Consider the following 13,961-nt stretch of genomic DNA (forward strand, 5'->3'; position numbering starts at 1 on the left):
GGGGACCGTCGGCTGTGGGCGTCAGGCGCGTACGGGCGTGGCGGGCTCGGCGGGTTCCGCCTGCTCGGGTGTCACGGGCAGCTCCGCGGCCAGCAGCTCCGCCGACTGGCGGGCGAGTGCGGCGACCACCCGGCCCGGCAGCCAGCCGGGGGTGAGCAGGGTGCCGGCCGAGTTCAGCACCGTCTGGTGCGCGGTCGGCGGCGCGAGCGCGGACATCAGGGCGGCCGCCGTGGGGCGGTCGGCGGGGTCGCGGGCCAGACAGGAGGAGACCACCTGGCGCAGGGCGGGCGGGAGTTCCTCGCGTTCGGGGACGGTGTGGCCGGTGGCGGCGTACGCGAGGACGGCGCCGAGCGCGAAGACGTCGCCCGGCGGTCGCGGGCGGCCGCCCGCAGCCTGTTCGGGGGCGAGCGACCCCGGGTCGAGGCCCGGCAGGCCGGTGCGCGGCTCGCCGTCGGCCGCGGCGGCCCGTACCGCGCCGAAGCAGCTCAGCCGGGGGCCGTCGGCCGTGAGGAGGACGGCGGCGGGGGAGACTCCGGCGTGCGTGAGGCCCTGGGAGTGCGCGGCGGCGAGCGCCTCGGCGAGGGCGGCGCCGACGGCCCGGACGGTGGTCTCGGGCAGCGGGCCGCCGTGGACGGCGAGGGCCACGGGGAGCGGGAGGGCGGGCACGTACGGGCTCGCGTACCAGGCGGGGCCCGACCGGACAGGGCCCGACCGGAGAGGGCCGGCTGCCGGTTCGGCCACGTCCGTCACCGGGGCGATCCACGGGCCGAGGAGGTGGCGGGCCGCGCCGGCCTCGGCGGCGAAGCGGGCCGGGTCGGTGCCGGGCAGCGGGGCGCTCAGGAGGACCGTACGGCCGCCGTCCGGGGTGCGGGCGACGAACCGGCGGCAGGGGACGGCGGAGCCGGGCGGGTCGAGGCGGGTGATCAGCCGATACGGGCCGATCCGGCGGTCCGGGGCGGCCGGGTGGTTCGGGGTGGCCGGGTGGTTCGGGGTGGCTGGGTGGTTTGGCGTGGCCGGGTGTTTCGGGGTCGCCCGCTGCTCCTGGGGGGCCTGCTGCTCCTGGGCCGCCCGCTGCTCCTGAGTCGTCCGCGCCGCCGCCCCGGATGGCGCGGAGTCCCCTTGCGTGCGCGACCGTTCCACCGGTGATTCCCCCTGTTGCTACGACGGGTGTTGCGACGCTCCCGGGGCGACCCGGGGGCGGGTCGAGCCTACCGAGGCGACGGGGCGTGGCGGCGGGGCGGGGCCCGGCCCCCACGCCCGCCAGGTACCGGGCCGGGAAACGGGGAGCCCGGAACGTCCGAGGCTGTCCGAGTTGCGAAGGTGAAGTGGGCCTGTGCGTGCGGTGAAGCGTCGTGAAGATCTCGTTCCGCCAGGGAATTCCGGGTGGGGAGTGCTCGAACGCAGGACTGCGGTACTACGATCGCCGTGATTCCGTGGGCACGGAACTTGCTGAGGCGAAGCCGGAACGATCACCACGCGATCACCGGCACGATCACCGCGCGGGGGAGAACATGTCGTTCGAAGAGGAGTGGGCGTCCGTCCGGTCCACCTCCACGGCCAGCGTGAGCATGAGGCTCAACCAGGTCGCTCCGGAGCCCGGCGGGGGCGGCGGCGGCAACGCCGACCTCAGCGTCGACCAGGACAAGCTCGGGGCCATCGGCAGCGCCGCCTACGCGCTGCACGGCCGGCTCGTCAAGGACGGGAACCACGCGCGTACGAACACCACGGAGGCGGCGACGGGGATGTCGAGCAACGGCTTCCTCACGGGCTCCGCGATGTCGACCGTGCAGGAGACGTGGAGCTCGCAGCTGAACACGCTGCTCGACGCCTGCGCCAACATCTCCAACCACCTCGACTACAGCGCGGCCTCCCACGCGAAGGAAGAGGAAGACATCAGGGCGGCGATGGCGGCCTCCAAGATCAACGAGTACTTCAAGTAGGCGGGGGCCCTCCTGTGTTGACCTACGACAACGTGCACCACGCGCCGCTCGACAAGATGAAGGCGGCGGCGGACGACTGGTCCGCGATGAAGGGCAAGCTGGACAAGCTCGCCGACGACGCCCGTACGACGATGGCCGCGAAGGCCAAGGACGACTACTGGCGCGGTGTGAACGCCGAGGTCACGAAGCCGTTCGTGGACAAGACCGCCAAGGAGTTCGAGGACGCCGCGAAGGCCGCCGACGGCATCCACAAGGTCATGGCGGACGGCTACAACGCCTTCAAGAAGGCGAAGGACGACCTCAGGACGATCGCCGAGACCGACGCGCCCGCGAAGGGCTTCCGGGTGAAGCCCGACGGCACCGTCGAGGCCAGGGAGCCGCTGTCGTCCACCAAGGACCAGGGCATGCGGCACGACCCCGACTTCCAGGACCTCGTGCGCAAGGAGCGCGCCGACATCCAGGCGATGGAGGAGCGGATCAAGGCCATCCTGGAGGTCTGCACCGAGGCCGACGTGGCCTGCTCCAACGCGCTCAAGGCCAACATCACCGGCGACAAGCACAACTTCAGTGCCCCGAAGTACGCGAGCCTCGACGCCGAGGAGGCACAGCGCGCCGTCGACCTGGCCAAGAAGGGCCGGGACATCTCGCACGAGGAGCTGATGCGCCTCAACGAGCTGCTGAAGGACAACAGCGGCTCGAAGGAGTTCTCCAGGACCTTCTACGACGGCCTCGGGCCCAAGGGCTCCCTGGAGTTCTTCGGGCAGCTGTCGACGGACACGTACGACTACGCGAAGGTCGACAAGCAGCGCCTCGCGGACGTCCAGGAGCTCCAGAAGAACCTGGGCCTCAACCTGGCGACGGCCACGCAGGGCGGCGACGCCTGGACCGACAAGTGGTCCACGGACATGCGCAAGCTCGGCACGGAGCGCATCCCGCTCGTCAAGTACGACAACAACCCGGCCTTCGGCTACCAGTTGCTCGGCGGCATCATGCGCTACGGCAACTACGACCCGAAGTTCCTGGTCCCCATCGCGGAGCACGTCACCCAGCTCCACGCCAAGGACCCGTACCTCTTCGCCGACAGCAAGTCGATGATCAACGGCGGGCTGAAGAACCAGTACAACCCCTCGGGCGTCAACGGCGCCGGCTACGACCCGATGGTCTCGATGCTGGAGGCGCTGGGCCACAGCCCGGAGGCGGCCAAGGAGTACTTCTCCAAGGACCCCACGTCGTACAACAAGGACGGCAGCCTCGGCGGGTCGGTCGACCTGAACGGGAAGGAGGACGGGAAGCAGACCAGCTACCTGGACTACTTCGCCAACGACAAGTACGACTTCTTCCCCGACATCGACGGGCACGACCCCGACGACGCCAAGAAGTCCGCGGACTACATGCCCGACGCCTTCGGCCACGCCCTGGAGGCGGCGACGCTCGGCCACGGCTGGGACGACCCGAAGCCGGAGCTGAAGCGCGACGAGACCAGCGCGGAGATCATGTCGCAGGTCGTCGAGAAGTACGGCAGCGACCCGGAGCTCCTGAAGAAGTACCAGTCCTCGATGGCGGACAGCCTCGGCAACATGGGCGCCGGGTACATCGACGACCTCAACTGGGCTCTCACCAAGAACGACCCCGAGAGCGTCTTCGCGCCGTCGAGGATGCCCGGGGCCCACCCGGAGTTCGGGCGGGAGGGCGCGATCGACTTCCTGAGCACGCTCGGCCAGCACCCGGACGCCTACGCCACGGTCTCCACCGCCGAGCGTCTCTACACCACCAGTGTGCTGGAGTCGCAGGTCGGCCCCGGCGGGAAGATCGACGAGGGCGGCGCGCGCGCCACCGTGTACACGGGGGCCACCCTCCAGGGCGTCCTTGACGAGTCGCGAGCCAACCAGGTCGAGGCCGAGGGCATGAAGAAGCACGAGGAGTACGAGAAGGCGGCGGCGGCGAAGGCCGGCTGGGTGGAGCTCGGCGCCACGGTCGGCATCGCGGCCGGCGTCGCCTTCCTGCCCGCCACCGCGGCGGTCGGCGCGGCCGCCGTCCTCGTACCGCTCGCGGTCGACACCGGCTCCGGAGTCATGGAACAGCTGGCCGGCCAGGTCATCGGCGACTGGTCGGACAAGTCCGTGGACGACCACAAGGGCAAGACCGAGGAGCAGATCCACGACGACAAGAAGGAGCTCTACACGGCGGGTCGCTACAGCGCCGAGTCGCCGATGGAGCGGTTCCTCGCGCAGCACAGCGGTCAGGTGAGCAGCGAGTTCAAGCAGGACATGATCGAATCCGTGGACGGCGGCTACGCGAAGGGCAACGACCACGCGAACCAGACGGGCAACAGCCCGGAGACCGGCTGAGTCGACGTCATCGCGAGGAATCCTGATGAGAAGAGCATGCGCATCCGTATCGACCGTGCTGGCCTTGGGCCTGCTCCTCACCGGTTGTGGCAGCGGTGGGGAGGAGCCACCGCAGGCCGCGCGGCAGTGCGACGGGACGCTCTCGCCGGCGGCGGTCGGCGCGCTCGAGTCGGTGCTGGGCACGAAGGAGTTCCGCTCGGCCGGTACGGGGCTGGAGCCGACCGTGAAGGTGCTGATCGAGGACCAGGCGAGGGAAGGCAGGCCGCCGGGGCGTCCCGCCATGTGCGAGGTCGGCACTGACGGCGACTCGCGGCTCGGTGTCACGATCGGGTTCAGGTGGTACGAGGACGCCGACCTGCACGACGACGGCACCGAGTGGACGGACGCCGGCCGGTACCTCTACGCGATGGGCCGGGAGGCGAGCACCGACGACAAGACCGCACGCGTCTTCCTGGGGTGCTCCAGCCCTCGGCTGAAGGGGTCGGAGACGGAACCGGCTCCCCTCGAAGGGATGCTCAGTTTCGAGAAGCCGGCGAAGGGGGCCTACCCCGCCAACACCCCGGCCACCCGTGAGGCGTACCTCACCGTCCTCCACTCCGTCACGCTGGCGGTCGTCAAGGAACTGGGCTGTGAGAACGACGCCGGGCTCGGCGAGAAGCCTGTCCTGAAGGTGAAGAAGTGGCGCGGGGAGCAGGAGTAGCGACGGTGATCGTAGAGACCGTGATCGGAATCGAACCGACGTAACTCGCTTTGCAGGCGAGTCCCTGAACCACTCGGGCACACGGTCGTGTTGTGCACTGGTACGACCGTAGGGCGGGGGCCGGGAGGGGCTCAAGGGTTCCAGGGGCCGTGCCATACGACTGCAACGGGGCTGCCACACCCCGTTCACAGTCGGGCCCGGGGCACGAGGGAGCCGGGTCAGGCGGACGAGGGAGCCGGGTTAGGCGGACGAGTCGGCCTGGGGTGTTTCCGGGGCTGTTTCCAGGGGTGTTTCCGGGCTCGTGTGGAGGATCGCGCGGGCCTGCTCCGCGGCGCGCACGGAGCTCTCGCTGACGAAGTCGAGGAAGCGGGCGATGTTTTCGAGGCGCGTGCCGGCCGGGGTGTCGGGACCGAGGACGCCGGCGCCCTGCCGGGCGGTCTCGACGATCCGGGCGGTGGCCCGGGCGCTGGCCATCATCGACTGGTACCAGACGTCGGCGTCGACGGTGTAGCGCTCGCGTCGGCCTTCGTCGCGTTCCCGGCGGACGAAGGACTGGCCCTCCAGGAAGGCGATCGCCTTGGAGACGGTCGCCGGGCTGACGCTGAGGCGCTGGACGAGTTCGGCCGCGGTGAGACTGCCCGAGTCGCTGATGCAGAGGCACGCCATCACCCCGGACATCATCTTGGGCATGCCCGACTGCATGAAGACGGTGGTGAGGACTTCCTCGTACTCGCGCACGGCCTCGGGATCACGTCCGTGGGCCTGCGGGAGCGCCTCCGGGCTCCGGGGCGTGGCCTGCCTGCTCCGGTGGGCCCGGCGTTCGGTGGCGCGGTGGGCCAGGTCGGCGCGGTAGCCGGTGGGACCGCCGTTCCGCATCACCTCACGCGTGATGGTCGAGGTCGGACGGTCGAGCCGTCGGGCGATCTCGGCGTAGGCGAGGCCGTCGGCCAGCCCCAGCGCGATCTGCTGACGTTCCTGCTGGGTGAGCCGGCCACCTGGCATCGCTGTCTCCTTCGTGCTCCTCGAATGTCGCCACTATAGCGTTCACGTGCATTTCATTGCAACGCAATGGTGTGCCTTGTTGCGTTAGCCCGCATGATGGTTGCAATGAAATCCCGGCTTTCACCTGCGGTGATAGGGATTTGATGCAACGTGACCGTTGCTCGATCCTTGAACGCAACGTAGCGTTTCTCTTGTCAGAAACGGCGCGGGCAAGGAGTCCGGGCCGGAAAACACAAGGAGCGCATCATGCAGAAGTTCGCCACCACCGCCCCGGTCTCCGTCGTCCTCGCCGTCCCGGCGGGCCAGATCCGCTTCATCGCCGCCGACCGGACCGCCGACGCCACGGTCGAGGTCCTCCCCGCGAACGCCGCGAAGAGCAACGACGTGAAGGCCGCCGAACAGGTCACCGTCGCCTACACCGACGGAGTGCTGCGGATCGAGGCCGCCGAGCCGAAGAGCCGGATCCTCGGCAACTCCGGTGCGGTCGAGGTCACCGTCCAGCTGCCGGCCGGATCCCGCGTCGAGGCCAAGACGGCCGCCGCCGACTTCCGGGGCGTCGGACGCCTGGGTGACGTGACCATCGAGAGCGCGCAGGGCACGGTCAAGCTCGACGAGACCGCAGCCGCGCACCTCACCCTCCAGGCCGGTGACATCACCGTCGGCCGCCTCGGCGGCCCCGCTGAACTCCGTACGCAGAAGGGTGACATCCGCATCACCGAGGCCCTCGGCGGCGCGGTCGTGCTGCGCACCGAGTCCGGCGACCTGGAGGTCGGCGCCGCCCGCGGTGTCTCCGCGACCCTCGACGCCGGCACCACCCTCGGCCGCATCACCAACACCCTCCAGAACAGCGAGGGTTCCGCCGCCGGGCTGACCATCCACGCCACCACCGCCCACGGCGACATCACCGCCCGCAGCCTCTGACCCCCACCCCCCTCAGCTTGTGAAGGAGTGCGTCTCATGACCGGCTTGGCCATCGCGGCGAACGGGCTGCGCAAGTCCTACGGTGACAAGGTCGTCCTCGACGGCATCGATCTGGCCGTCCCGCAGGGAACGGTGTTCTCCCTGCTCGGTCCGAACGGTGCGGGCAAGACCACCGCCGTCAAGATCCTCTCCACGCTCGTCTCCCCGGGCCCCGGCTCGGGCGACATCCGCATCGCGGGCCACGACCTGGCCACCGCCCCGCAGGCGGTCAGGGCCGAGATCGGCGTCACCGGTCAGTTCTCCGCCGTCGACGGCCTGATCACCGGCGAGGAGAACATGCTCCTCATGGCCGACCTGCACCACCTGTCCAAGCGCGAGGGACGCCGGGTCACCACCGAACTCCTCGAACGCTTCGACCTCGCCGAAGCCGCGAAGAAGCCCGCCTCCACCTACTCCGGCGGCATGAAGCGCCGCCTCGACATCGCCATGACCCTCGTCGGCGACCCGCGCATCATCTTCCTCGACGAGCCCACCACCGGCCTCGACCCGCGCTCCCGTCACACCATGTGGCAGATCATCCGCCAACTCGTCACCGGCGGCGTCACCGTCTTCCTCACCACCCAGTACCTCGAAGAAGCCGACGAACTCGCCGACCGCATCGCCGTCCTCAACGACGGAAAGATCGCCGCCGAAGGCACCGCCGACGAACTCAAGCGCCTCATCCCCGGCGGGCACGTCCGCCTCCGCTTCACCGACCCCGCCACCTACCGGCACGCCACCCACGCCATCGGCGAAGCGGCGAAGGACGACGAAGCGCAGACCCTTCAGCTCCCCAGCGACGGCAGCCAGCGCGCCCTGCACGCCCTCCTCGACCGCCTCGCCACCGCCGGTATCCAGGCGGACGAACTCACCGTCCACACCCCCGACCTCGACGACGTCTTCTTCGCCCTCACCGGCGGAACCGCCATCCCCCACCAGCCGAAGGACGCAGTCCGATGAGCTCTCTCTCCCTCGCCGTCCGCGACTCGTCCACGATGCTCCGCCGCAACCTCCTGCACGCCCGCCGCTACCCCTCCCTCACGCTGAACCTGCTCCTCACCCCCGTCATGCTCCTGCTGCTCTTCGTCTACATCTTCGGCGACACCATGAGCGCCGGCATCGGCGGCGGCGACCGCGCCGACTACATCGCCTACCTCGTCCCCGGCCTGCTCCTGATGACCATCGGCAGCACCACCATCGGCACCGCCGTCTCCGTCTCCAACGACATGACCGAGGGCATCATCGCCCGCTTCCGCACCATGGCCATCCACCGCCCGTCCGTCCTCGTCGGACACGTCGTCGGCAGCGTCCTGCAATGCGTGATGAGCGTCCTGCTCGTCGGCGCCGTCGCCCTCGCCATCGGGTTCCGCTCCACCGACGCCACCGCCCTGGAATGGCTGGCCGCCCTCGGACTCCTGGTCCTGTTCGCCACCGCCCTCACCTGGATCGCCGTCGGCATGGGCCTCATCAGCCCCAACGCCGAAGCCGCCAGCAACAACGCGATGCCCCTGATCTTCCTCCCCCTCATCTCCAGCACCTTCGTCCCCATCGCCTCCATGCCCGGCTGGTTCCAGCCCATCGCCGAATACCAGCCCTTCACCCCCGCCATCGAAACCCTCCGGGGCCTCCTCCTCGGCACCGAGATCGGCCACAACGGATGGCTCGCCATCGCCTGGTGCGTCGGCCTCACCGTCCTCGGCTACCTCTGGTCGACCTCCACGTTCAACAGCGACGCGAAGTGACCGATCCGCACCCGATCCACCCCAGGGCGGCGTACACCGACAACCACGTCGGAGTACGCCGCCCCGTCGGTGTTCCCGGCGTTCCCGTGTTTTCCCGGCGTTCCCGGCGGGACCGGGACCAGAGACCGAGGACCAAAGGACGGGAATCTGACAGGGGTCATTCGGCGATTGACCTCTTACTCTGGGGGGATGAGTGCCCTCGAACCCCGTGACGCCGATATCGACGCCGATGTCGACGTCGCCGCCACCCCCAGCCCCGGACCCCGTGCCGCACACGACGACACCAAGGGGTCCGTCCTCGACGGCGACCACCGGGCGCTCAGCATCGGCATCGTCTCCGTCGTCCTGCTCATCGCCTTCGAGGCGACCGCCGTCGGTACGGCGATGCCCGTCGCCGCCCGCGAGCTGAACGGCGTATCCGTGTACGCCTTCGCCTTCTCCGCGTACTTCACCACCAGCCTCTTCGCCATGGTCCTGGCCGGCCAGTGGTCCGACCGGCGCGGCCCGCTCGCGTCCCTCACCGCCGGCATCAGCGCCTTCGCCGTCGGACTGCTCCTCTCCGGGACCGCCGGCGGCATGTGGCTGTTCATCCTCGGCCGGGCCGTGCAGGGACTGGGCGGCGGCCTCGTGATCGTCGCGCTGTACGTGGTGGTCAGCCGGGCGTACGCGGAACACCTCCGGCCCGCGATCATGGCCGCGTTCGCCGCGAGCTGGGTCGTCCCCTCCGTCGTCGGACCGCTCGCCGCCGGAACGATCACCGAGCACCTCGGCTGGCGCTGGGTCTTCGTCGGCATCCCCGTGCTCGTCGTCTTCCCGCTCGCCCTCGCCCTCCCCGCGATACGCCGGACCGCCTCCGGCCCCGCCGACCCGGCGGCGCCGGTCGCCCCCTGGGACCGGCGGCAGATCGGACTCGCGCTCGCGATCTCGGCCGGTGCCGGGCTGCTCCAGTACGCGGGGCAGGAGCTCCGCTGGCTCTCCCTGCTCCCGGCCGCCGCGGGCGTCGCGCTCCTCGTGCCCGCCATCCGCGGGCTGCTGCCACGCGGCACCGTCCGCGCGGCGCGCGGCCTGCCCTCGGTCATCCTGCTGCGCGGCATCGCCGCCGGCTCCTTCATCGCGGCCGAGTCCTTCGTCCCGCTGATGCTGGTCACCCAGCGCGGCCTGAGCGTGACCCTGGCCGGGCTCTCGCTCGCCGTCGGCGGCCTCACCTGGGCGCTCGGCTCGTGGATCCAGTCCCGGCCGTGGACGGAGCCGTACCGCGAACGCCTGGTCGTCCTCGGCATGGTCCTCGTCGCGCTCGCCATCGCGGCCGCGCCGAGCGTGCTGATCACGGCGGTGCCGGTCTGGGTGGTCGCGGTGGCCTGGGCCTTCGGCTGCCTCGGCATGGGCGCGGTGATCGCCTCGACGAGCGTGCTGCTGATGAAGCTGTCGCCCCCGGAGGAGGCGGGTGCGAACTCGGCGGCCCTCCAGATCTCGGACGGCCTCTCGAACGTCCTGCTCCTCGCCGCCGGAGGCGCCGCCTTCGCGGCCCTCGGCGGCGGCGCGGTGGGCCACGCGGTGAGCTCCCACGCGGCGACGGGCTCCCACCCGGCGGCCTTCGCCGCGGTCTTCCTGCCGATGGCGGGGGTGGCGGCGGTGGGGGCGTGGGTGGCCACGCGGCTGCGGGCGGAGTCGACTCAGGCGTGAGGTAGCCAGTACCAGAATGACCCCACGGCGGTGTCGTTCCGATATGGCCATGAACCTGCGTCTCCGCGACGACCAGACCGAGGCGCTGAGGCGGCGTGCCCAGGAAGAGGGCGTCAGCATGCATGCGCTCGTACTCCGGGCAGTGGACGACTACCTCGTGCGGAGCGCACACGAGGCGAGGGTGAAGCAGATTTCTCGCGAGCAGGCGGCCAAGTGGGGCGAACTCCTGGAGCGTCTCGCGTGACGTGCGTCTACCTCTCGGCCGAGGACGTCGTCGGGATCGCCGAGAACGCGTGCGGAGACACACCGCTCGTGCGCGACCTGGGGCTCGTCGCGGAGGCCGCCTTCAGGCCGACGTCGGTTCACGGCGGCGAGGACGTCTACCCGGGTGCCGTGGAGAAGGCCGCGGCCCTCCTCCAGTCGCTGGCCTTCCGCAGCCCTTTCGTCGGCCGAAACAACAGCACGGCCTGGCTGTCCTGCGTCACCTTCCTCGCCATGAACGGCGTCCAGCTGCGTTCCGACATCGATGCGGCGGAGCGCCTGGTCATCGCCGTGGCGACCGGTGAGACCGACGAGGTCGAGGCGATCGCGCGCGGGCTCCGTGAGCTGATCTCCCCCGACGTGAGCTGAATCGCAACACCCCTTCCCCGCCTGGTTTCATACGAGGTTCAGGCCGGGCCGCCGGTAAGGTGGCCCGGTTGTCATATCTGGACGAGCGTCGAACCCGGAGATCGTGACTACTACCACCACCTCCTCCCATCACCTCTCTCCCGCCTTCCCCGGACGGGCCCCTTGGGGTACCGCCGGCAAGCTGCGAGCCTGGCAGCAGGGCGCCATGGACAGGTACCTCCAGGAGCAGCCCCGAGACTTCCTCGCCGTCGCCACCCCCGGCGCCGGCAAGACGACCTTCGCCCTGACCCTCGCGTCCTGGCTGCTGCACCACCACGTCGTGCAGCAGATCACCGTCGTCGCGCCCACCGAGCACCTCAAGAAGCAGTGGGCCGCCGCCGCCGCGCGGATAGGGATCAAGCTGGACCCGGACTACAGCGCCGGGCCGCTCAGCAAGGAGTACGACGGGGTCGCCATCACCTACGCCGGCGTCGGAGTCCGGCCCATGCTCCACCGCAACCGCTGCGAGCAGCGCAAGACCCTCGTCATCCTCGACGAGATCCACCACGCCGGAGACTCCAAGTCCTGGGGCGAGGCCTGTCTGGAGGCCTTCGAGCCCGCCACCCGGCGACTCGCCCTCACCGGCACCCCGTTCCGCTCCGACACCAACCCCATCCCCTTCGTCACGTACGAGGAGGGGAACGACGGGATCCGCAGGTCCTCCGCGGACTACACGTACGGCTACGGCAACGCCCTCGGCGACGGCGTCGTCCGGCCCGTCATCTTCCTCTCCTACAGCGGCAACATGCGCTGGCGCACCAAGGCCGGCGACGAGATCGCCGCACGCCTGGGCGAGCCGATGACCAAGGACGCCGTCTCGCAGGCCTGGCGCACCGCGCTCGACGCCAAGGGCGACTGGATGCCGAACGTCCTGCGCGCCGCCGACCAGCGCCTCACCGAGGTCCGGAAGTCGATCCCCGACGCCGGCGGTCTCGTGATCGCGAGCGACCAGGAATCGGCCCGCTCGTACGCCAAGCTCATCCGCGAGATCACCGGCACCAAGGCCACCGTCGTCCTCTCCGACGACACCGGCGCCTCGAACCGCATCGACGAGTTCAGCGAGAACACCGACCGCTGGATGGTCGCCGTCCGCATGGTGTCCGAGGGCGTCGACGTCCCGCGCCTCTCGGTCGGCGTGTACGCGACGACCATCTCGACCCCCCTCTTCTTCGCGCAGGCCGTCGGCCGGTTCGTGCGTTCGCGCAGGCGCGGCGAGACCGCCTCCGTGTTCCTTCCGACGATCCCCAGCCTCCTCGGCTTCGCCAACGAGATGGAGGTCGAGCGCGACCACGTCCTCGACAAGCCCAAGAAGCAGGGCGAGGAGGACCCGTACGCCGAGTCCGAGAAGGAGCTCGCCGAGGCCGAGCGCCAGCAGGACGAGGACACCGGCGAGCAGGACATGCTGCCGTTCGAGGCGCTGGAGTCCGACGCCGTCTTCGACCGCGTCCTCTACAACAGCGCCGAGTTCGGCATGCAGGCCCACCCCGGCAGTGCGGAGGAGCAGGACTACCTCGGCATCCCCGGCCTCCTCGAACCCGACCAGGTCCAGCTGCTCCTGCAGAAGCGCCAGGCCCGGCAGATCGCGCACAGCCGCAAGAAGCCGGACGACGAGGCGGACCTGCTGGAGCTTCCGGCCGAGCGGCGTCCCGTCGTTTCCCACAAGGAGCTCCTGGAGCTGCGCAAGCAGCTCAATACGATGGTCGGCGCCTACGTCCACCAGACCGGCAAGCCCCACGGCGTGATCCACACCGAGCTGCGGCGGGTGTGCGGCGGGCCGCCGAGCGCCGAGGCCACCGCCGGCCAGATCCGCGAGCGGATCAAGAAGGTCCAGGAGTGGGCCACCCGCATGCGGTGAGCACCCACCCGAAGATGTCAGTGAGGCCCGTACGCGTCTGCGCGTACGGGCCTCACGCATCCCGCGGGGACGGGACACGGCCCGGAGGCAGGCCCCCACGGTCGGCCTCCGGGCACCGTCCACGCTAGACGCACGACAAAGCCGATCTTGTCAGCCAAAGTCCCTCGTCCGGCCGACGAAGGTCCCGAACCGTCTCCATCCGGACCCTGGCGCCCGGATTCTGGACGAGGTCTTCCGCTGAGCGGAGCGGGTCGCTACTGTCCCGGCTCAAAAGCAATCGCCCCGTGGCAGCGCCGCCGCGGAGCGCAGCCGGTGTACCCCTTCCTGCCGGCGGCCTCTGACGTGCGTCGCCGACGGGACCGGCGTCGTCATCCCGTGAGAGCCCGCCGCCACTCACTCCGAAGGAGAGGGCGTCGTGACCGCGGAAACCTCCCAGACGCTCGACCGGGGACTCAGAGTCCTCAAACTGCTCGCCGACACCGACCACGGCCTGACGGTCACCGAGTTGTCCAACAAACTCGGTGTCAACCGGACGGTGGTCTACCGTCTGCTGGCCACGCTCGAACAGCACGCCCTCGTCCGCCGTGACCTCGGTGGCCGCGCCCGCGTCGGCCTCGGCGTGCTCCGGCTCGGCCGCCAGGTGCACCCCCTGGTGCGCGAGGCCGCCCTGCCCGCGCTGCGCTCGCTCGCCGAGGACATCGGCGCCACGGCCCACCTGACGCTCGTCGACGGGGCGGAGGCGCTCGCCGTCGCGGTCGTCGAACCGACCTGGACCGACTACCACGTCGCCTACCGGGCCGGCTTCCGCCACCCGCTCGACCGGGGCGCGGCGGGCCGCGCGATCCTCGCCGCCCGTCAGGGCTCCCTGACCGAACCCGGCTTCACCCTCACCCACGGTGAGCTGGAGGCCGGTGCGAGCGGAGCCGCCGCGCCGCTGGTCGGCGTCACGGGCGTCGAGGGCAGCGTCGGCGTCGTGATGCTCGCGGACGCGGTCCCCGAGCGCGTGGGCCCCCGCGTCGTGGACGCGGCCCGCGAGGTCGCCGACGCGCTGCGCTAGAGCAC

The 13,961-nt window shown here is 70.6% G+C and carries 13 protein-coding genes and 1 tRNA gene; 11 read left to right on the plus strand and 3 right to left on the minus strand.

All coding sequences use genetic code 11. The features are described from left to right. Positions 1–21 precede the first annotated feature (21 nt). A complete protein-coding gene (locus ACFWWU_RS31725) occupies positions 22–942 on the minus strand; it encodes a serine/threonine protein kinase (RefSeq protein WP_384150833.1) in 921 nt (306 codons plus the stop codon). Between the two features lie 569 nt (positions 943–1,511). On the opposite strand from ACFWWU_RS31725, the gene ACFWWU_RS31730 reads away from it, so the two are divergent. Genes ACFWWU_RS31730 through ACFWWU_RS31740 form a run of 3 tightly spaced genes read left to right on the plus strand, consistent with a single transcriptional unit; the run spans position 1,512 to position 4,988 of the window. Next, entirely contained in the window at positions 1,512–1,940 is a 429-nt protein-coding gene (locus ACFWWU_RS31730; protein WP_317595790.1) for a hypothetical protein, read from the plus strand. A gap of 14 nt (positions 1,941–1,954) precedes the next feature. Continuing rightward, positions 1,955–4,288 (plus strand): hypothetical protein, encoded by a 2,334-nt coding sequence (locus ACFWWU_RS31735; RefSeq protein ID WP_384150706.1) that lies wholly within the window; start codon positions 1,955–1,957, stop codon positions 4,286–4,288. A 25-nt stretch (positions 4,289–4,313) separates the two neighbouring features. Further along, complete coding sequence (locus ACFWWU_RS31740) at positions 4,314–4,988, plus strand: hypothetical protein (RefSeq protein ID WP_384150708.1); 675 nt, start codon at positions 4,314–4,316, stop codon at positions 4,986–4,988. Positions 4,989–5,003: 15 nt separating this feature from the next. On the opposite strand, the gene ACFWWU_RS31745 is transcribed toward ACFWWU_RS31740, so the two are convergent. Both ACFWWU_RS31745 and ACFWWU_RS31750 read right to left on the minus strand, forming a co-directional pair. Then, positions 5,004–5,075 (minus strand) — tRNA-Cys (locus ACFWWU_RS31745). 153 nt (positions 5,076–5,228) lie between these two features. Then, positions 5,229–5,990, minus strand: coding sequence for a helix-turn-helix domain-containing protein (locus ACFWWU_RS31750; RefSeq protein ID WP_384150711.1), 762 nt, complete (start codon positions 5,988–5,990; stop codon positions 5,229–5,231). Positions 5,991–6,236: 246 nt separating this feature from the next. Here ACFWWU_RS31750 and ACFWWU_RS31755 point away from each other — a divergent pair, with 246 nt between their 5' ends. The 8 genes from ACFWWU_RS31755 (at position 6,237) to ACFWWU_RS31790 (ending at position 13,956) form a co-directional block, all read left to right on the plus strand. Then, the gene (locus tag ACFWWU_RS31755; RefSeq protein ID WP_384150713.1) at positions 6,237–6,911 is read left to right on the plus strand and encodes a DUF4097 family beta strand repeat-containing protein; all 675 of its coding nucleotides are present in this window, start codon (positions 6,237–6,239) and stop codon (positions 6,909–6,911) included. 36 nt (positions 6,912–6,947) lie between these two features. Then, complete coding sequence (locus ACFWWU_RS31760; protein ID WP_384150715.1) at positions 6,948–7,910, plus strand: ATP-binding cassette domain-containing protein; 963 nt, start codon at positions 6,948–6,950, stop codon at positions 7,908–7,910. Next, entirely contained in the window at positions 7,907–8,692 is a 786-nt protein-coding gene (locus ACFWWU_RS31765; RefSeq protein ID WP_384150718.1) for an ABC transporter permease, read from the plus strand. The genes ACFWWU_RS31760 and ACFWWU_RS31765 overlap by 4 nt, the downstream gene beginning before the upstream one ends. 189 nt (positions 8,693–8,881) lie before the next feature. Further along, positions 8,882–10,375 (plus strand): MFS transporter, encoded by a 1,494-nt coding sequence (locus tag ACFWWU_RS31770; protein WP_384150721.1) that lies wholly within the window; start codon positions 8,882–8,884, stop codon positions 10,373–10,375. Positions 10,376–10,418: 43 nt separating this feature from the next. Next, positions 10,419–10,619: a CopG family transcriptional regulator gene (locus ACFWWU_RS31775; protein ID WP_384150724.1), complete on the plus strand. Its 201-nt coding sequence runs from the start codon at positions 10,419–10,421 to the stop codon at positions 10,617–10,619. Beyond that, positions 10,616–11,005, plus strand: coding sequence for a type II toxin-antitoxin system death-on-curing family toxin (locus ACFWWU_RS31780; RefSeq protein WP_384150727.1), 390 nt, complete (start codon positions 10,616–10,618; stop codon positions 11,003–11,005). The genes ACFWWU_RS31775 and ACFWWU_RS31780 overlap by 4 nt, the downstream gene beginning before the upstream one ends. Before the next feature lie 103 nt (positions 11,006–11,108). Beyond that, the gene (locus ACFWWU_RS31785) at positions 11,109–12,899 is read left to right on the plus strand and encodes a DEAD/DEAH box helicase (protein ID WP_384150729.1); all 1,791 of its coding nucleotides are present in this window, start codon (positions 11,109–11,111) and stop codon (positions 12,897–12,899) included. Between the two features lie 415 nt (positions 12,900–13,314). Then, positions 13,315–13,956 carry an IclR family transcriptional regulator gene (locus tag ACFWWU_RS31790; RefSeq protein ID WP_056641151.1) on the plus strand — a complete coding sequence of 214 codons (642 nt, stop codon included), beginning with the start codon at positions 13,315–13,317 and terminating at the stop codon, positions 13,954–13,956. The last annotated feature ends 5 nt before the right edge of the window (positions 13,957–13,961 follow it).

Origin of the sequence: Streptomyces sp. NPDC058650, from assembly GCF_042717315.1 — a bacterium.
In the GTDB taxonomy this organism is placed as follows: Bacteria; Actinomycetota; Actinomycetes; order Streptomycetales; family Streptomycetaceae; genus Streptomyces.